This is a genomic window from Pseudomonas sp. AM8, from assembly GCF_036346475.1.
Classification (GTDB): domain Bacteria; phylum Pseudomonadota; class Gammaproteobacteria; order Pseudomonadales; family Pseudomonadaceae; genus Aquipseudomonas; species Aquipseudomonas marginalis.
In genome coordinates, this window is record NZ_JAOTNX010000007.1 from 82,309 (window position 1) to 101,961 (window position 19,653).

Below are 19,653 nucleotides of genomic sequence, written 5' to 3' on the forward strand. Positions count from 1 at the left end.
TCGGATGTCGCTCAAGGAATTGATATGTCGCCCTGGCTGACGGTTGTAGGCATCGGTGAAGACGGCTTCAAGGGGCTGGGCAGGAATGCCCGGCATGCCCTGTTGCGCGCTTCGCGGATTATAGGTGGCCAGCGCCAGTTGGACCTGTTGCCGGTGTGTATTCGCGGTGAGCGCCAGGTGTGGCCGAGCCCGTTCTCCCTGGAACCGGTACTGGCGCGGCGTGACGAGCCTGTGTGCGTGCTGGCCAGTGGTGACCCGATGTTTTATGGCGTGGGGGCCAGCCTGGCGCGACAGGTGGCGGCTGAAGAACTGCTGGTTTTACCGGCGCCGTCGTCGGTGTCGTTGGCGGCGGCGCGGCTGGGCTGGCCGTTGCAGGAGGTGGTGACGCTGTCCGTCGTGGCACGGCCAGTGGCGGCGATCAATGCGCATCTGGCCACCGGTGTGCGTTTATTGGTACTGAGTAATGACGGCGGCAGTCCCGCGTTGATTGCTTCGTTGTTGGCTGAATCCGGGTTCGGGCCCAGCCGATTGACAGTATTTGAACACCTGGGCAGCGCGAATGAGCGGCGCATCGACGGTTTGGCTGAGGATTGGCAGCACGCCTGTGTCGCCGATTTGAACCTGGTCGCCATCGACTGCGTGGCCTCCAGCGACACACCACGTCTGTCGCGCCTCGCAGGCTTGCCCGATTCCGCCTTCCAGCACGACGGCCAACTGACCAAACGCGATGTGCGCGCCATGACCCTCGCCCGCCTCGCCCCGATGCCCGGCGAACTGCTGTGGGACGTGGGTGCGGGCAGCGGCTCCATCGGTATCGAATGGATGCGCGCCCATCCGAGCTGCCGCGCATTGGCGATTGAAGCAGACGAAGGCCGCCAGAGCCTTATTGAACACAATCGCGACGCCCTCGGCGTGCCCGGTTTGCAGTTGATTCGTGGCAAAGCCCCGGAAGCGTTGCACGGCCTTACAGCTCCCGACGCCATCTTCATCGGCGGCGGCGTCACCCGCGACGGTGTGCTCGACACCTGTTGGCAACACCTGCGCCCCGGCGGTCGGTTGGTGGCCAATGCCGTCACCCTGCAAAGTGAAATGACCTTGATGAACTGGCGCGCGGCGCATGGCGGCGAACTGACGCGCATCCACGTCGCTCAGGCCCAGCCACTGGGTGAGTTCGATACGTGGCGGCAGGCGCTTCCAATCACCCTGCTGGAAGTGGTCAAGCCGCGATGAAACGCATCCTGCTGCTGGGCGGTGTGACCGAAGCGCTGGCTATCGCGCGCACCTTGGGGCCGGAGCATATCTACAGCCTGGCGGGTGTGGGGCGTGTGCCTACCGATCTTACCTGCCAAGTGCGTGTCGGCGGTTATGGCGGCGCCGAAGGGTTGGCGCAGTTTGTTCGCGACGAACAGATCAGCCTGATCCTCGACGCGACCCATCCGTATGCGGCGCAGATCAGCCGCAATGCCGCCGAGGCTGCACGGTTGGGCGGTGTGCCGTGTTGGGCATTGCGTCGCCCGGCGTGGCAGCCGCAGGCCGGCGATGACTGGCGGGAGGTCAGTGACTGGGCTGAGTTGATCGACGCCTTGAAACCCTTCAAGCGTCCGCTGTTCACCTTGGGTCGCGAGCCGTTGCAGCATCTCGACGAAATCCCCGCCGAGCAGTTCTGGACGTTGCGCGCGCTGGATGTGTATCCGGGCAATGAGCGGTGTGAAGTGATCGGCGCGCGCGGGCCGTTTCTGATCGAAGACGAACGCGCGCTGTTTGAACGGCGGGGGATTGATGTGCTGATCAGCAAGAACAGTGGCAGCACCGCCACTGAGCCGAAGCTGGAAGTGGCGCGGGAACGGGGGGTGCCGGTGTTGGTGTTGAAGCGGCCGGTGTTGGCGGCGGTGGATCGGGAGTTCGCCACAGTGGCGGCGGTCTTACAGGCAATCCAATCTCCCTGAACAACGCAGTTCAAATGTGGGAGGGGGCTTGCTCCCGATGGCAGTGTGTCAGTCACTGATTTATTGGCTGAACTACTGCAATCGGGAGCAAGCCCCCTCCCACATTTGAACTGCGTTGTTAGCTGCTCGCGGCGGACACCTGCCCAACGCCGCCGTGTACCCGATCAGCCAACAACTGCGCCAGTTCGATCAACTGAGCAACGCCAAGCAATTCCTCGCGTTTCGGACCTTCCAGGTCAAACGCCAGATCGCAACTCAGCGCGTTGGCCGAGGCAAGTGTTTCGCTGAGGTTGACCAGCAGGTCTTCGGTGCTGATGCCATCGGCCACGGTGAAGAGCCGAACGGGGGGATTTGGGGTGGGTTTGATCATTGTGAAGCTCCTTAGAAAGGTGGAGCTGCCACTGATTCGCCGCGACGCGATAGGGTGGCAGCTGTACGCAGGTTCGCGGACCGGTCTAAGGCATCCCGGCATACCCGAAGGTATCCCGCGCACAGCCACCATTTAGCCGCACAGTAGACGATAAAAAAGCATCAACTGAAAGCAGGCGATAGCGCTTTTGCTCTTAGAAAACCCGGGCCGCGACGCCCGTCCGCTGCGTTGGCAGCGGTGCACGGAGACTAGAGATCAAGCGTCCTAGGGACAACCTCAAAGGCTTGTCGGAAATTTCTTTTTAGACGAATAGCCAACCGGACATCCATCTATCAGGCTTGACCGTCGAAAGGCGAATGCCCCTACAAATACTTCCGAACAAGCTGGCTGGCTCAGCCAAAAGCCCCCGCCCTAACCTCCCCCCTCGCGGTTTCGCGTCAGCCATCCGCGAGGGGGACGCCTGCTTTTTGCAGCGCGTCGAAACTTGCCAACATGTATCCCAAGGAATACGATCCGAGATGATTCACTTCAAGAGATCTGATGAGTTTCAGGAATGGCTTTATTCGCTACGCAGTAAACCCGTCCATGGACGTGTGCTTACAAGATTGGACAACGCAAGAATGGGCAATTTTGGAGACTGCGAAAACGTCGGAAATGGCGTATCCGAAATGCGCATCCACTATGGTCCTGGATACCGGGTGTACTTCAAGCGTATAGGTGAGGTGGTTTATCTACTGTTGATAGGTGGCGATAAATCAACGCAAAAACGCGACATCGAGCGAGCTAAAGAAATTGCCGAAGAATTTGAGAAAAAGGAGTGCCCCATGACTCAATTTAAAGATTTCGACATAGCCGAGCATCTGACGACTCCTGAGGACATGGCGGAGTATCTCGAAGCTTCTTTCGAAGAGGATTCTGGTGACGGATTGCTGATTCGTTCAGCGCTCAACAACATCGCCCGCGCCCAAGGCATGACCCAAATTGCTCGCGACGCCGGCCTCGGAAGAGAAAGTCTATACAAAGCCCTCTCCAGCACTGGCAATCCAGAGTTCGCGACTATCATGAAAGTCATGAAGGCGTTGGGCCTCAAGCTTCACGCTACAGCGATCTGATAGCACTGCGACACCAAACCACACCACCACTTTTTACTTATCCCCCCCGATCAGGCTAAATACCCGCCTGATCGTTTAACCCTACGGATTGTCCGCCATGGCCCGTCAACGCGTTGCAATTGCCTGGATCGCCTGCCTTGCAGTGCTGTTCAACGCCTTTGCCATGCCAATGGCCAGCGCGATGCAGCAGTCCAAGGACCCCGTGCAGCAATTACTGTGGGGCAGTTTCTGTTCGTCCAATGGCGCCAGCCTGAAGACCATTGCCCTGGGCAAGCTGGAGATTCCGGCGCCGCAGCCGGACGATCATTCCACCATGCAGCATTGCTGGTGTTGCTCGGGCTCGGCGCCGTTGGTGGCGTTGCCGGGGCATGTGCCGCAGTTGTATCTCACGCGATTCGAGACGGTACAGCGTCAACCACACACCCCATTGCAAACCCCAACCCCGCGCCAGCAATGGCCGAGCCTTAACCCCCGCGCCTCTCCAACGGTCTGATCTTCTTCGCAAGTGAACTGCGTTTAGAACCGTTCTGGAGAACTGCCATGCTTAAATCTTCCCTGCTTCTGGCTGCGTTGCTGCTGCCGGTGTTCAGTGCTGCCAATGCCGAAGACTACAAAGCCGGCGACCTGCTGGTCAGCGATCCCTGGTCCCAGGAATTGCCGCCCAACGCGCCCACCGTCGCCGCGTATTTCGTGATTCATAACACCGGTGCGACACCGGATCGCCTGCTCAGTGTCGACACGCCAGTGGCCGATAAGGCCGAGCTGCATGAGCATGTGATGCAGGGCGACTTGATGAAGATGCAGCAAGTCCCCAGCGTTGCCGTACCGGCCAAGGGTGACTTGACCTTCGCGCCCATGGCGTATCACGTCATGTTGCTGGGCCTCAAGGACCGCAGCCTGCTGGCCGATGGCAAGCAATTCCCGCTGACCCTGACCTTTGAAAAAGCCGGCAAGGTCGAGGTGGAAGTCTCGGTACAGAAAGTACCGCCGATGGTCGGCCACGAGCACAAGCACCCTCAATAGACTGACTCCAGATGGGCGCCCCTCGCGCCAGGCTATCCCCACACCGCCGCGTGAAGCGCGGCAGTTGGATCAGCCTGTTCGCCATGCTGATGATCTTTATCGGTCCGCTGATTTCCCAAGCGATGCCGATGGATCATCACGCCGGTATGTCGATGAACATGTCCATGGACATGCCCGGCGACCACGGCGACGCCCATCACAAGAAAGCCCCTGACGAACACCACGCGCTCTGGTCCAAGTGCGGCTATTGCGACTTGCTCTACAGTTGCCCGGCCCTGCCCGGCAGCGTGTCATTCGTGGCCATCGGCAGCCCGCCGCCGACCAATGCCCTTACCCCCGCACCGCGCCTGGGCCATGCCCGGCAGAGCATCTTCCCCGGCGCCCGCAGCCGCGCCCCGCCCATCGCCTCGTAAGCCCCTGCCACCGTTACTTCACCCCGGCCGACTTTAGACAGACAGCCGCAGGCTGCTGGCCGTGTTGTTTACGATTGATTGATGGAATTTGTCATGTCCAGGTTTACTGCTGACTCCCGTTTGGGAAGCACCTCTGTGCTCGCTGCCCTATGCGGCGCCCTGCTCGTTCCCCACGCCCAGGCCGATGAACACGCCGAGCATGAGCTGACGCCCACCGTGATCACCGCCATTGCGCCCAGCTCGCCGCTGACCGTGGTCACCAACCCCAAAGACCCGCGCCAACCGGTGCCCGCCAGCGACGGCGGCGACTACCTCAAGACCATCCCCGGCTTTGCCCTGGTACGCAACGGCGGCACCAATGGCGACCCGGTGCTGCGCGGCATGTTCGGCTCGCGCCTGAACATTCTCACCAACGGCAGCATGATGCTCGGCGCCTGCCCCGGCAGGATGGATGCGCCGACCTCGTACATTTCGCCGGAAACCTACGACAAGCTCACCGTGATCAAGGGCCCGCAAACCGTACTCTGGGGCCCCGGTGCTTCAGCCGGCACCATCCTGTTCGAGCGCGAACCGGAACACTTCGGTGAACTCGGCACGCGGCTCAACGCGAGTGTGCTGGCAGGCTCCAACGGGCGCTTCGACAAGGTCATCGATGCCGCCGCCGGTGGGCCGCTGGGCTATGTGCGGGTGATCGGCAACCAGGCCCATGCCGATGACTACAAGGACGGCAACAACGACACCGTCGCCTCGCGCTACGACAAATGGAATGGCGACGTCGCCGTCGGCTTCACCCCGGATGCCGACACCCTGCTGGAGCTCACCGCCGGCCGTGGCGACGGCGAAGCGCGTTACGCCGGGCGCGGCATGGACGGTTCGCAGTTCCTGCGCGAAAGCCTGGGCCTGCGCTTCGAGAAATCGAATATCGGCGAAGTGCTGGATAAGGTCGAAGCCCAGGTCTACTACAACTATGCCGACCACGTGATGGACAACTACAGCCTGCGCACGCCCTCGGGCACCGGGATGATGGCCGGGCCCATGGCCTCCAACGTCGACCGCCGCACCCTCGGCGCGCGCATCAAGGCCACCTGGCGCTGGGCCGATGTGCAACTGATCAGCGGCCTGGATGCGCAGACCAACGAACACCGCCAACGCAGCAGCATGGGCATCGACACCTACAAGGATTTGCCCAAGGTCAAGGACGCCAACTTCCACAACTACGGCGTATTCGGCGAGCTGACCTGGTACGCCGCCGACCATGACCGCCTGATCACCGGTGCGCGCCTGGACCGCGCCTCGGCCAAGGACTTCCGGCAAACCACCGGCTCCGGGATGAGTGCACGCGCCAACCCGACCGCCGACGACACCCGCGCCGACACCCTGCCCTCGGGCTTTATGCGCTACGAGCACGACCTGGCCGACAGCCCGACCACGCTCTATGCCGGCCTGGGCCACTCGGAACGCTTCCCGGATTACTGGGAGCTGTTCTCGCCCAACACCGGCGCGGTTGGTTCGGTCAACGCCTTCGATGGCGTGAAACCGGAGAAAACCACCCAACTCGACTTCGGCGCGCAATACAAAGCCGACGACCTGGAAGCCTGGGCGTCGGGCTACGTCGGCCAGGTGCGTGATTTCATCCTGTTCGATTACCGGGCGGGGATGATGGGCACCACCTCCCAGGCGCGCAATGTGGACGCACGCATCATGGGCGGTGAAGTGGGCGCGGCCTACAAGCTAACCCCCAATTGGAAAGCCGACGCCACCCTCGCCTACGCCTGGGGCAAGAACAGCAGCGACGGCAAGGCCCTGCCGCAAATGCCGCCGTTGGACGCACGCTTCGGCCTGACCTACAGCGAGGACGACTGGAGCGTCGGCGCCCTGTGGCGGGTAGTGGCGGCGCAGAACCGCATCGACCAGAACAAGGGCAACGTGGTCGGCAAGGACTACGACAAGAGCGGCGGCTTTGGCGTGTTCTCGGTCAATGGCGCGTATCGCATCAACAAGAATTTCAAGGTCAGCACCGGCGTCGACAACCTGTTCGGCAAGGCCTACGCCGAGCACCTGAACCTGGCCGGCAACGCCGGGTTCGGCTACCCGGCCAACGACCCGCAGGCCATCAAGGAGCCGGGGCGGACCCTTTGGACCAAGGTGGACATGAGCTTCTAAAAGCATCGGGGACAAGCCCCCTCCCACAGTTGGAATGCATTCCACATGTGGGAGGGGGCTTGCCCCCGATGGCGGCCTGACCAACGACAAAAAATTCAAGCTTTGCGGAGCATCCCCGATGACCACTCAAAAAGTTTCTTTCTACAACCTGGCCTGGCGCTGGCACTTCTACGCCGGACTCTTCGTCGCCCCCTTCATGGTGCTGCTGGCCCTGACCGGCATCATCTACCTGTTCAAACCCCAGCTCGACCCGCTGATGTACGGCGACCTGCTCAAGGTGCAAAGCGCCGAGCACGCCTTAAGCGCCGACGAGCAGTTGCAACGCGCCCAGGCGGCCTTTCCCCAGGGCAAGATCAGCAAATACCTGCCACCCATCGACGCCACCAGCAGCGCGCAGTTCGTGATGCACGACGGCGGGCGCGAAGTGACGGTGTTCGTCGACCCCTATCGCGGCACCGTACTCGGCGAGCAGGATGCGAAAAACAACCTGCAAGCCATCGCCCGCGCCCTGCACGGCGAGCTGATGATCGGCACCGTCGGCGACCGCCTGGTAGAGCTCGCCGCCGGTTGGGGCGTGATGCTGGTGGTGTCCGGCCTGTACCTGTGGTGGCCGCGCGGCAAAACGTCGGCCGGCGTGTTGTGGCCGCGCTTCACAACCCGTGGCCGCGTGTTCTGGCGTGACCTGCATGCCGTCGCCGGCTTCTGGGGCGCGGCGTTTCTGCTGGTGATGCTGCTCAGCGGCATGACCTGGACCGGCTTCTGGGGCAAGCAATACGCCGACCTCTGGAACACTTTCCCGGCGGCGATGTGGAACAACGTGCCGCAGTCCGATCAGCAGGCGCGGGTGCTCAATACCGCAACGCAACAGACCGTGCCCTGGGCCATGGAAAACACGCCGATGCCGATGTCCGGCGACCATGCCGAACACATGAACCACGGCGCCATGCACGCTGCTCCCGCCGCGCCCACGGTGCGCCTGCAACAGGTGGTGGACCTGGCCACGGCACGCAAGGTCGAGCCCGGCTACAGCATCACTTTCCCCACCACCGCCGAAGGCGTGTTCACCGTCGCGGTGTTCGCCGACGACCCGCGCAACGACGCCACCCTGCATGTGGACCAGTACACCGGCAAGGTCCTCGCCGATGTGCGCTGGGCGCACTACAACACCGTGGCACGGGCCACCGAGACCGGCGTGATGCTGCACGAAGGCAAGATGTTCGGCTGGGTGAACCAGCTGATCGTGCTGCTGATCTGCCTGATGATCCTGCTCAGCGCGGTGAGTGGCGTGGTGATCTGGTGGAAGCGTCGGCCCCAGGGCGGCCTGGGTGTTCCGCCGTTGCGTCATGACCTGCCGAAGTGGAAAACCGCGATGGTGATCATGCTCGCGCTGGCGCTCCTGTTCCCGCTGGTGGGCGCCTCATTGATCGCGGTCTGGGCGCTGGATCGCCTGGTGTTGTCACGGTTGTTCAGCCAACGTGAATCCACCTCAGGTTCGCTATGAAGTAGGCGAGATGCCCTACATAGAGGCGTTAGGTAGTCTTACGCGGGCTTTCGCCAAAGACGCAGGAAGTGTTAACTTATAACACTTGCTGCATACCTCAGCTCGCCGCGCCCAGCGGCGAGCACCGCCTCGAAGAAGCGATTTTCTGCCCAATGAACAAGTACCTAGTGTCCGGCCTGTGCCTGCTCGCCCTGCATGACAGCGCCCAGGCCCTGACCCTGCCCGCCAGCCCGGTGACCGCAGCGGCCGTGGATGACCAACACGTCGACCTGAACACGCCGACCACCGCAGGCTCGCGCCTGAATCTCAGCGCGCTGCAAACCCCGGGCAGTGTCGAAAGCCAGACCGGTACGCAGATCCGCGAGCGTGGCGACGCCAGCGTGCAGGACGCCATTTCCCGTGCCACCGGCATCAGCCGTACCGGCACACCGGGCGATGGCGGCACCTCGCTGTCGGCCCGTGGTTTTACCGGCCAGGGCTCGGTGATGCAACTGTACGACGGCACCCGCATGTACATGGGCATGGGCACCTCGACCTTCCCGGTGGACACCTGGGCGGTGGAACGCGTAGACGTTTTGCGCGGCCCGGCCTCGGTGCTGTACGGCGAAGGCGCCACCGGTGCGGTGATCAATACCGTGCCGAAAAAACCCTTCGAAGGCGAGATCGAAAACCACCTCCGCCTCGGCTACGGCGCCTACGATCGCCAGCAACAAGCTCTGGACAGCGGCGGCTCGCTGACCGACACCCTGAGCTATCGCCTGAACCTCAACCGCCTGCGCAGCCACGGCTTTATCGACCATGGCGACTCCAGCAGCGACTTCGTCAGCGGCGCCCTGCGCTGGCAGGCGGCGGACAACCTGAGCTTCACCCTGGCCAGCGACTATGGCGACCAGCGCCCGCAGAACTACTTCGGCACGCCGCTGATCAATGGCCAGTTGCACAAGGGCCTGCGCCACAAGAACTACAACGTCAGCAACGACACCCAGCACTACAACGACCAGTGGACGCGCCTGACCAGCGAGTGGCAGATCAATGACAACGTCAGTGCCACCAATGAACTGTTCTACCTGAAGAACCAGCGCCGCTGGCAGAACGCCGAGAACTACAACGTCACCAACGGGCAACTGACCCGCAGCGGCAACTTCGGCATCAAGCACAACCAGGAACAGGTCGGCGATCGCCAGACCTTCACCTTCAAGCACAGCCTGTTCGGCCTCGACAGCCAGACCGTGACGGGCGTGGAATACAACCGCATCCGTTTCCGCCTGGCCAGCAACTCACCGTTCAACGACGTGCTGCCCGGCGGCCAGCCGGTGGATATCAACGATCCGGCGCCCGCTCGGTTCGACAGCCAGAACCCGTTCAAACCGCTGTTCGCCACCACCACCAAAACCGTTGCCGGTTTCGCCGAAAACCGCCTGCAACTCACCGACCAACTGGCGCTGGTCACCGGCATCCGCCGCGACTACGCCCACGTCGAGCGCGATGATTTACGTGACGCCAGCCAAAGCGACAAGACCCTCACCGGCAATAACTGGAAGGCTGGCCTGGTCTACGCAATCACCCCCGACACCTCGGTCTACAGCCAGTACGCCACCAGCACCGACGGGGTCGGCGGCCTGATTTCCCTGAGCCCTGGCCAGCAGCAGTTCGACCTCTCCACCGCCAGGCAAACCGAGATCGGCCTCAAGCAGGCCTTCTGGGATCAACGCGGCGAATGGACAGTGGCGGCCTACCATATCGTCAAGAAGAAACTGCTCACCGACGTCCCTGGCAACCCGGACCTCAAGCAGCAAGTCGGCCAGCAATCCTCCAGCGGCCTGGAAGCCAGCCTCGACCTGCAACTGCCGCACGCCTGGGCGCTGCAAGCCAACGCAGCCATCGTGCGGGCGCAGTACGACGACTTCAAACAGGCTGTCGACGGCGTACAAGTGTCCCGCGACGGCAACCGCCCGGTGGACGTGCCACGCCGCACCGCCAACCTGTGGCTGAGCAAGGCCCTGAGCGACGACATCCGCGCCGGTGCCGGAGTGCGCTATGTCGATGCACGGTATGCCGACATGGCCAACCAGAACGAGCTGCCGAGCTACACCGTGGTCGATGCCACGCTGTCGTGGAAGGCGATGCGCAACACCACCCTGGGCCTGCAACTGAACAACCTGTTCGACCGCACCTACGCGGTCAGCCAGTACAACGACGGCCAGCAATGGATCCTCGGTGAACCGCGCTCGTTCTTCGTCACGGCGGACTACACCTTCTAACTGACCAAAACACCGTTAGATCCCTGCAGGCCTTGAGAGACTTGATGACTTCACTCACCCTCACCCGCATCAACTGGGCCCCGGCGAACCACAGCCAACACCCGTTCCAACTGCGTGACGCCGGCCTTCACGTCGCTGCGGGGGAGTTCGTCGGGCTGATCGGCCCCAACGGCAGCGGCAAGACCAGCCTGTTGCGCTGCGCCTATCGGTTCACCCAGCCGGAACGCGGCGACGTATTGCTCGCCCATCGGAACCTGTGGAAGCAAGGCGCCAAGTGGTGTGCGCAACGTATCGCCGTGGTGTTGCAGGAGTTCCCGGATGCCTTTGGCCTGCGAGTCGATGAAGTGGTCGCCATGGGCCGCACGCCCCACAAGGGCCTGTTCGACAGCGACACCCTGGAGGATCGGCAGCTGGTGCAACAGGCGCTGGTATCGGTGGGCATGCAGGGCTTTGAAGCGCATGCCTTCGCCACCCTCTCGGGCGGTGAAAAACAGCGCGTCATCCTCGCCCGCGCCCTGGCCCAGCAACCGCAATTGCTGATCCTCGACGAGCCGACCAACCACCTCGATCCACGCTACCAGCTTGAGCTGTTGAGGCTGGTCAAGCGCCTGGGTATCGGCACCCTGGCCAGCATCCACGACCTCAACCTGGCCGCCGCTTTTTGTGATCGGCTCTACGTGATCGACCACGGGCGCATCGTCGCCAGCGGCACGCCTCACCAGGTGCTGACCACTGAACTGCTGCGCGATGTGTTCGGCGTCGAGGCGCTGATCGACACTCATCCCCTGGCCGACTATCCCCGCATCACCTGGATAACCCAACCATGATCCTGCGCGCCTTCGCCCTTGTGGCCCTGCTGTTCGGTGCTTCACCAGCCTTCGCTGAAGCCACCCATTACCCGGTCACCGTCAAAAGCTGCAACCGCGACGTGACCTTCCAGGAGGCGCCGAAGCATGCGGTGAGCCATGACATCAATATGACCCAGATGATGCTCGCCCTGGGCCTCAAACCGCGGATGGCCGGCTACAGCGGCATCACCGGCTGGAAGTCGGTCACCCCGGACATGGCCCGGACCCTCGATGGCCTGCCGGAGCTGGCGAGCAAGTACCCGTCGGTGGAAACCCTGCTCAATGCCAATGTGGATTTCTTCTTTGCCGGCTGGGACTACGGCATGCGCGTGGGCGGCGACCTGACGCCGAACACCCTGCAGCCGCTGGGGATCAACGTCTACGAGCTGACCGAGTCGTGCGCCTTCGTGATGAAGCGCCCGGCCGCGACCCTGGACGACACCTATAACGACCTGCGCAACCTGGGCAGGATCTTCGACGTGCAGGACCGCGCCAATGCCTTGATCGCACAGATGCAGGCACAGGTCGATGAGGTGCAAAAAGACCTACCCGCCGATAAGCCACGGGTGTTCCTCTACGACAGTGGCGAAGACCGCGCCATGACGTCCGGCCGCCTGGGCATGCCTCAAGCGCTGATCGAAGCGGCCGGCGGGCGCAACATTCTCGATGACATGCAGGCCAGCTGGACCCGCGTCAACTGGGAGACCGTGGTGGAGCGCAACCCGCAAGTGATCGTGATCGTCGACTACAGCGAAGTCACCGCCGAGCACAAGCAAGCGTTCCTGATGAACAGCCCGGCGCTGCAAGGGGTGGACGCCATCAAGAACCAGCGTTTCATCGTGATCCCCTACGTACAGGCCACGCCCGGCATCGATAACGTGCTGGCGGTGGAAACCCTGGCCAAGGGGTTTCACGGCGAATGAACAGCCGTCGCTATGCCTGGCTGCTCGCTGTCCTTGGGATGCTGCTGCTGATCTCTTGCGTGATTTCCCTGGCCTTCGGCCCAGCGCGGGTGCCGGTGGAGGTGGTGTGGCGCATCCTGCTGTACAAGACGCTGGGACTGGGCGAGGTGGCTTGGACGACCGGGCAGGAACCCATCGTCTGGCTGATCCGCGTGCCGCGCATGTTACTCGCTGCCCTGGTGGGCGCCGGGCTGGCGTTGATCGGCGCAGTATTGCAGGCCGTCACGCGCAACCCGCTGGCCGACCCGCACCTGCTGGGCGTGACCTCGGGCGCCACTTTGGGCGCGGTGATCGTGGTGGTGCACGTGGGCGAGATCATCGGCTTGCTGACCCTGCCCATCGCGGCATTCATCGGCGCCTTGACGAGCATGCTGGTGGTGCTGGCAGTGGCCAGTCGCAATGGCCGGCTGGAGAGTGAACGCCTGTTGTTGTGCGGTGTGGCGGTGTCGTTCGTGATGATGGCGGCCGCCAATCTGCTGCTGTTTATGGGCGACCATCGCGCGGCATCGGCGGTGATGTTCTGGATGCTCGGCGGCCTCGGCCTGGCACGCTGGGAACTGCTGGCGATACCTGCTGTGACCGTGCTGCTGGGGTTACTGGTACTGCTGGGCATGGCGCGGCCGTTGAACGCCTTGATGACCGGTGAACAGACCGCCGTGACCCTGGGCTTGAACGCGCGCGCTGTGCGCTTGAAGGTGTTTCTGGTGGCCTCGCTGATGACCGGCGTGCTGGTGTCCATCAGCGGCTCCATCGGCTTTGTCGGGCTGATGGTGCCGCACATTGCCCGGCGCCTGGTGGGCGCCGAGCATCGCCGCTTACTGCCGGTGTGCGGGCTGCTGGGCAGCCTGTTCCTGGTGTGGGTCGACGTCGCCGCACGAACCTTGATTGCCCCCGAAGACCTGCCCATCGGCGTGGCCACGGCGGCCATCGGCGGGTTGTTTTTTATCGGCCTGATGCGCAAGCGCTAGCGGCGGTTTAGAGCTCATCGCGGTCACGGATCCGCAACGGTTCGTCAATCACGGGCGCATCGGTCTGGACGCCTTCGCGACTGTCCGTTTGCAGGGTCTTGATCACCTCTTCCTGTTGCCAGTAGTCATCTTTTTCGAGCACATACAACTGGCCAACGCCCGTCAAGCGGTTGAAAAACGCAATGGGTTTGACACTCGCCGCCGAGACCATGAGCTGGCTTTCCAACGGCGAGAATCCGGGGATGTATTTCAACAACGCCCCACCGCGCGTGACTACGTAAAGGCTCGGCGAGGTGTGCGGATGCGCCTTGAGGATGCGGATGAAATAGCTCAGGAACGTGGGTTCGATAAAGTGGCTGGTGAGGCGCTCATCCTTGGACACCGACGGCCCGGCGGGCGGGGCATCCTTATAGATCAACTGAGCGCCAACCACACGATAGCCGCTCGGGAAGTCCGGCCAGGGCACAGGTTTATCATCCGGTTGCACGGCCGGTTGCACCGGCCCGGAACGCCCGGTGTAGAACAACCGCAGCAGCCTTGGCATATCCAGGCCCGGCCATAACGGCAACGTCGCGATAAACGAAGCATGCGCCGCATCTGCCAGGATCGCCGCCACATAGTTGTGCCCATGCACCGAGCTAAAACTGCGTTGAACATAACGCGCAGCGTCATCACTGTGGGAAAACAGCGGACCACAGCCCAGCGGGTAGTCGGTAAAGCCTTCACCTGTTCCGGGTATCCAGCCAGGGGTGATTCGATTCGTACCGGCCCAGACCTTGCCCTCGACGAGTACATCCAAGTTGCCGCGACGGGCCAAGTCGTGCACATAGTCCAACACGCTGATTTTGCCCGCGTGCAACTGCTGAAGGATCGCCGGGAAATGCGCCCGTGAATCCAAGGCCTCGTCAGTGTCCCGATACAGGTAGCGGATCAATGCACCCTCCGGGCAAGACAGGTACAACCTCATGGTTTTACCGTTCACGGCACGCCGGGAAAAACGAATCCCATTGTCGATGTCCAACGGCGAATGGAACGTCTGCTGATGGGGGTCTTGCCCCGGCGTCAGGGCCTCAAGCGAGGCACACAAGTAAAGCCCTTCGAGCACATACCCCTGGGGAAACAGGCCATCGGGAAATACCTGCGCGTACTTCCAGTAGCTCTGCCGCGCCAGCGGTAACGTCACCATGTACTGTTCTTTGCGGGTCGATTTGAAGACATAGCCAAACTTCAGCGTGTCACCGTACTGACAGCGCTCATGGGCGTATCGCACGGCAGCCTGCTCCTGCGCGAACACCGGGCTGAAGGCGGGCTCGGCAGACGCATTCTCGATCTGCAGCGCGGGCGGGCGGTCAACGTTGGGTAAGAAATCCACCAGCAACCTGGGGGTTCCCCAGACCTTGCTGCCCTCCACCACGCGCAACGTACCGGCCTTGCTCAAGCGCACGACGAATGCCTGGGGTTTGAGCGTCCCTGAGCGGATCTGATGCTCCAGCGTGTTTTCCAGTCGATCTGCGCGCACCCGATTCAAAGGTTGCAAATCGACCTTCAAGCGCGCCTCCAACTCAGATCCGCTGCGGCTGTAACTCAATACACTGCCATCAGAGCCGAACAGGTACTCGCGGTTCAGATGGGTATCGGTCGCCGACAGCGCAGCACCAATAACCCGTGTCGACAGCATGTTGCGGTAGATGTCGCGTTGCGTGGTGTCCAGGGCGAACGGCAGCTCACGTCCCGAGCTTGAACGGTAACGCGCCACGATGGTGTGGGCGGCGGGAAACCCGCCAAGCGCCACAACCTCATCGGGGAATACCCACTTGGGATCGAAGTCTTCCGTGGGGACGCTCAAAGGTTCGGTGGCCACAAACAACCCGTCGGGTCGCTTGAGAATCAAGCCCCCCGACAGCGGCGCACCGTTCATCCCTTTAAGCAGGGCATGGGCATAGCGGGCGGCGTCGTCCTGATCATGAAAGGCCGGCCCCAGGCGCCGGCGCAGCAAATGCTCGTACGGCCGCCACTGTGAGGGCTGCGCGCTCACCGCGCCTCGACGGTCCCAGCAGGGGCTGGAATACAGCACCGTCAACCCACCGGTTTGGGCCATCAATGTCACAAAGCGGCGAATATCGAGGGTGCCCCGGCTGAGACTCATGCCCCCTACGCTGACCTCAGCGCCATTCACCCCGCCCTCGAACACTGAGATTTCGGGCGGCTGAAAGCGCAGCAACGCGCCTTCCAGCGTCGACAGATAAACCGGCAGCACGCCCGCCGCGCCGACGCGCGGCAGATAACGCGCATCCTTCTCGGCCCGCTGCAGCAGGTGTGGCGTTGCGAAGAACTGGGTCAACCACGCCTCGGTGGTGGGCAGGCCGCTGGGCAACCACTGCTGAGAGTAGAACAACCCAACCACCACGAAACCATGGACAAAGTCGCCGCCTGCCAGGTAGGCCGCGCCCAGGGCAGAGTCACTCAGCCAACTGCCGGGTTCGGCAGGGGCCAGTTCGCTGACCACGTACTCGTTCTTTTGCGGGTGCTTGAGCAGGTAGGCCGTACACCCTTGGGCATTGAGGTTGCGACCATAGCCTCGGACGTGCGCATTGACCGCCGCCGCATCCGCGCTGGCAAACAGCGCACTGAGCGAGGGTGTTTGCGGGGCCGTGTCGGCGTATTGAAAGTGCGGCGTCCAATCCGGGTAGACCCGGATGCGCGGGCCCCAAAGCGGCGTACGTGCAAGCACCCGCAACTCACCGGCATCCGCTAGGCGCGTCACCAGGTTCTGAGGCTTGAGTTCGCCGCTTTGAAGACGGCGATGATAGCCAATGATTCCAGGTTCGCGCGTCGCGTTGGCCAAGACCAGCGCCTCATGCTCCGACCCGCTGGGGAAGTAGCCAATCAGGTTGTTGGGCGAACCACTCAGGTACGCGGGACGCTGGGCCTGAAGCACCGAACGGATTTCCACGTCCGAAAACGTCGTAGCGCTGACCTCAAGGTCGGTGGTCGTCCATCCCGCACGCTGCCACTGCGCCAACTCGTCATGGGACAGCGGCGGATGGGAACTGTAGCGCGCGTAAATCTCATGATCACTCGGGGGCACCAGCAACCCGTCGCCCCTGCTCGGAAGCAAGAGATCACCGGCAAAACCATCGCCTTGAATACGCACCGGTTCGGTGAATACGAAGCGTTGATCCCTGCGCCGCAGGATGTAGCCACCGTAGGCCACATCACGCCGCACACCGATGCGTTCATGCGCATGGCGCGCCGCATCGTCGGCACTCAAGAACGCCGCACCGAGGCTGCCGTTCTTGAGGCCCAGCGGCATGGACTCACTGTCATACAGCTGTCCCAGGGTGCTCCATAACCGCCCCTGTTGCAGCACCGTCAATTGGCCTGCACGGATCACCCGGCGCACGAACGCACGCGGTGTCAGCGTGCCGTCCATCAAGGCCGCCCAGTTGCCGTTGTCGGTGACTGAATGGTCGGCACTCACCCCGAATAACTCGGTGGCGGTCTCGGCGTCGGGGACCTGCCATTGCAGCAGGGCGCCGTCGGACGTGTGCAAAAACAGCTTCAAGCCCATCTCGGCGATCTGCAGGCTCTTGGTGGCGGCCGCTTGGTTCATCGCCGTCACCAACAGGGGCGGGCTGACAAATCGCGTGTACAGCCACGGCTCCTTGGCAGACAGCGATGCACCCGCCTGCAGGGCAGTCGTGTAGTAAAAACCCACCAGCCGATAGTTGGAGGGCAATCGGTATTGGCCGTTGTCCCGGACCGGAAACAGGTCCGCCAACGAAGTGCCCAGGGTCATCGGCTCGGTGGCGATATAGGTTGAGGTGCTCTGGTGCTTGAGCACTGCCCCCTGAAAGCCATTCGACGGCAGCCGCGAAACCAGGTTCAAGGCAATCAGCACGGCGACTTGCGCACTGCCGCCGAGCGAGGTGAAAAACGGTTGTTCCTGCGGCGCGCGCGTTCGGCTCACGGGGCTGCGCAAGGTCCAGCCAGCGCTCACTCGGCCGCGCACGCCGCCCCACACCGGCGAGGGCACTACCACCCGCAGGTCGCCTGCCTTCGCCAACCGCCAGACCGCGCCTTCGAACGCCGTGAATGGCACAACCGGTGCCGTACCTGCCAGTTGCGCATATAGGCTTTTTTCTTCGGCCGAGCCACTGCTGACGTATTTGAGCAACGCGCCCTCGGCGCCCGACAGGTAGTGCACACGGGCAAAGTCGCGGTGCGTGATGACAAACACCTGGTCAGCGTTGGAGTAAAAACTATTGAACAGCTCGACCTGATCAGGCGTGAAACTCGGGTTATGCCGCTTTATCTGACCATCGTCCCCAGGGTGTGAATGGTAGAGCGCGTGGCACTCATACGGGTAGGGCGCGATGAAATTCTGCTGATCGTCCAGGGCCAGGATCGCCCGAAAATCAAACAGCACGTGCGCGCCACTGGTGGGCTCGGTGGCGAAATAACGATTGCCGCGCTTGAGGATCGCGCCACCATATTCCTTATTGCGCCGCGTGCCGATCTGGTTGTGTGCCCAGCGTGCGGCATCGTCGGGGCTCATGAAGGCCGGCCCCGTCGTGACAGGCGCGATGTTGGAAAACGGTCGCCAATGAGCCGTGACGCGCCCGGCCTGATCCCACACACGGTCCGTCCCCAGCACCGTCAACGTCCCCGCTGCCGCGACCTTCAGGACGAACGCCTGGGGCGCCAGTTTTCCCGCCAGCAATTGAGCGTCCAGCCCGTGGTCGCTTATCTGGCCATCATCGGCGATTCGATACAGTTGAGCTTCGGCATCGGCGTAGGAAAACTGGTAGCCAAGCAATGCGCCATCCGGCATGGCTTGGTAAAGGCTCAACGGCCGATCCGGCACCCGCAGGCTGGCAATAAGCCGCGACTGATGAGCCGCCGTCGCCAGCGCCAACGGCGGGAAAAAGCTGCGGTAAAGCCAGGGCTGCTGTGGCGCCACCTGGGTGCGTTCGGCAGGTGGAACGCAGTAGAAACCTTCGATACGGTGCGCGTGCGCTAGTACGTAATTGCCGTCATGGTCCGTCGACAACAGGTCATTCACGGCGAAGCGCGGCTCGGTCATGGCGAGGGCCGGCGTGGCCACATATTCCTCGAGGTTATCGCGCTTGAAAATCAGGCCCAGGCGCCAAGTATCCTTGACTGCCGGGCTGCCTTCTACCCCGGCCTGAATGGCCTGCGCGACCTCGGTGCAGACCCTCGACGAGAGTGGCCGCACCGCTTGCTGGAACGGCGCATAGGGTTGCCAATGGGGCGACACCACCCCACGCGAACCGCCCCACACTGCGCTGGAGATAACCAGGCTCAACTCGCCCAGGGCGGCCAATGTCTTGATATCCCCCTCAACCGTGTTGTCCGCCTCCGTGGGACGCTGCGCCAGCTTCCCCTCCAGCCACTGCACATGACGCGCCTCGATAGACGAGCCACTGGGCTTGTAGCGGATCAGGGAATCGTCCGGCCCCGACAGATACGACAGCGCAAAAAACTGCTGGTCCAATACATCGGCCACCACATCGCCAATGGAGAAGAAGTTCACGAACGCCTTGACCTGTTGGACGGAAAGCTCCGGGTTGTTGCGGGTGACCTCGTCGTGTACGGCAGGATGCGAATGGTAGATGCCTGAAAGCTCATACCCTGCGGGCGCAAGCACCGCGCCGTCATCGCCGATGTTCAATACATCTTTGACATCGAAAACATCACCACTGCCTTTCACCGGTTCCGTGGCAAAAAAATACCCCTGTGGGTTGCGCAGGATCACACCGCCATATTCGTGTTCATAGCGTGTGCCAATGCGCCGGTGGGCCCAAAGCGCCGCATCGTCCGGATGGATAAAGCGCCGGCTCAAGGCCGGCAACGGCACGTCCCTGACGCGCTGGGCGGCGCGCGCTTGCCTCGACAATCGTTTGTTCATTTGCAGCTCCCTGCTTCCGTCTGACAACCAGGTGCACCCGCCTTGCGCGGTACCGCACCGAATCAGGCGATTCTGCTCAGCCAGACACGGGACCAGGCATTACATATAGATGAGCCTCGACAGCCCGGCACCAGAATGACGCACGCACGCGCCC

General features: G+C 62.6%; 14 protein-coding genes and 1 pseudogene. 13 read left to right on the forward strand and 2 right to left on the reverse strand.

What is annotated here, in order from left to right; all coding sequences use genetic code 11:
• Window positions 1-24: 24 nt before the first annotated feature.
• Both cbiE and V3W40_RS17825 read left to right on the forward strand, forming a co-directional pair.
• Window positions 25-1,230 carry a precorrin-6y C5,15-methyltransferase (decarboxylating) subunit CbiE gene (gene cbiE / locus V3W40_RS17820; protein ID WP_330215423.1) on the forward strand — a complete coding sequence of 402 codons (1,206 nt, stop codon included), beginning with the start codon at window positions 25-27 and terminating at the stop codon, window positions 1,228-1,230.
• On the forward strand, window positions 1,227-1,946 hold the full coding sequence (locus V3W40_RS17825; protein ID WP_330215424.1) for a cobalt-precorrin-6A reductase: 720 nt from the start codon (window positions 1,227-1,229) through the stop codon (window positions 1,944-1,946). Before cbiE ends, V3W40_RS17825 begins: the two co-directional genes overlap by 4 nt.
• A 118-nt stretch (window positions 1,947-2,064) precedes the next feature.
• On the opposite strand, the gene V3W40_RS17830 is transcribed toward V3W40_RS17825, so the two are convergent.
• Window positions 2,065-2,316, reverse strand: a complete 252-nt coding sequence (locus V3W40_RS17830; protein ID WP_115486364.1) for a DUF6124 family protein — start codon at window positions 2,314-2,316, stop codon at window positions 2,065-2,067.
• Window positions 2,317-2,834: 518 nt separating this feature from the next.
• Here V3W40_RS17830 and V3W40_RS17835 point away from each other — a divergent pair.
• From V3W40_RS17835 to V3W40_RS17885, 11 genes and pseudogenes are all read left to right on the forward strand, one after another.
• Window positions 2,835-3,134, forward strand: a pseudogene (locus V3W40_RS17835) (type II toxin-antitoxin system RelE/ParE family toxin); the annotation flags it as partial.
• A gap of 6 nt (window positions 3,135-3,140) precedes the next feature.
• Window positions 3,141-3,428 carry an addiction module antidote protein gene (locus V3W40_RS17840; protein ID WP_074848640.1) on the forward strand — a complete coding sequence of 96 codons (288 nt, stop codon included), beginning with the start codon at window positions 3,141-3,143 and terminating at the stop codon, window positions 3,426-3,428.
• 97 nt (window positions 3,429-3,525) lie between these two features.
• Window positions 3,526-3,921, forward strand: coding sequence for a DUF2946 domain-containing protein (locus V3W40_RS17845; protein ID WP_330215425.1), 396 nt, complete (start codon window positions 3,526-3,528; stop codon window positions 3,919-3,921).
• Window positions 3,922-3,968: 47 nt separating this feature from the next.
• Window positions 3,969-4,451, forward strand: a complete 483-nt coding sequence (locus V3W40_RS17850; RefSeq protein WP_074848636.1) for a copper chaperone PCu(A)C — start codon at window positions 3,969-3,971, stop codon at window positions 4,449-4,451.
• 11 nt (window positions 4,452-4,462) lie between these two features.
• Window positions 4,463-4,864 (forward strand): DUF2946 domain-containing protein, encoded by a 402-nt coding sequence (locus V3W40_RS17855; protein ID WP_065925578.1) that lies wholly within the window; start codon window positions 4,463-4,465, stop codon window positions 4,862-4,864.
• Window positions 4,865-4,957: 93 nt separating this feature from the next.
• On the forward strand, window positions 4,958-7,027 hold the full coding sequence (locus tag V3W40_RS17860; protein ID WP_330215426.1) for a TonB-dependent copper receptor: 2,070 nt from the start codon (window positions 4,958-4,960) through the stop codon (window positions 7,025-7,027).
• A 118-nt stretch (window positions 7,028-7,145) separates the two neighbouring features.
• The gene (locus tag V3W40_RS17865) at window positions 7,146-8,528 is read left to right on the forward strand and encodes a PepSY-associated TM helix domain-containing protein (RefSeq protein ID WP_330215427.1); all 1,383 of its coding nucleotides are present in this window, start codon (window positions 7,146-7,148) and stop codon (window positions 8,526-8,528) included.
• Window positions 8,529-8,680: 152 nt separating this feature from the next.
• Window positions 8,681-10,789: a TonB-dependent receptor gene (locus V3W40_RS17870; RefSeq protein ID WP_330215428.1), complete on the forward strand. Its 2,109-nt coding sequence runs from the start codon at window positions 8,681-8,683 to the stop codon at window positions 10,787-10,789.
• 44 nt (window positions 10,790-10,833) lie between these two features.
• Window positions 10,834-11,616: an ABC transporter ATP-binding protein gene (locus V3W40_RS17875; RefSeq protein ID WP_137211594.1), complete on the forward strand. Its 783-nt coding sequence runs from the start codon at window positions 10,834-10,836 to the stop codon at window positions 11,614-11,616.
• Window positions 11,613-12,560, forward strand: coding sequence for an ABC transporter substrate-binding protein (locus V3W40_RS17880; protein WP_330215429.1), 948 nt, complete (start codon window positions 11,613-11,615; stop codon window positions 12,558-12,560). Before V3W40_RS17875 ends, V3W40_RS17880 begins: the two co-directional genes overlap by 4 nt.
• Window positions 12,557-13,567 (forward strand): FecCD family ABC transporter permease, encoded by a 1,011-nt coding sequence (locus V3W40_RS17885; protein ID WP_330215430.1) that lies wholly within the window; start codon window positions 12,557-12,559, stop codon window positions 13,565-13,567. The genes V3W40_RS17880 and V3W40_RS17885 overlap by 4 nt, the downstream gene beginning before the upstream one ends.
• 7 nt (window positions 13,568-13,574) lie before the next feature.
• On the opposite strand, the gene V3W40_RS17890 is transcribed toward V3W40_RS17885, so the two are convergent.
• Window positions 13,575-19,499 carry a DUF4329 domain-containing protein gene (locus V3W40_RS17890; RefSeq protein WP_330215431.1) on the reverse strand — a complete coding sequence of 1,975 codons (5,925 nt, stop codon included), beginning with the start codon at window positions 19,497-19,499 and terminating at the stop codon, window positions 13,575-13,577.
• Between the last annotated feature and the right edge of the window lie 154 nt (window positions 19,500-19,653).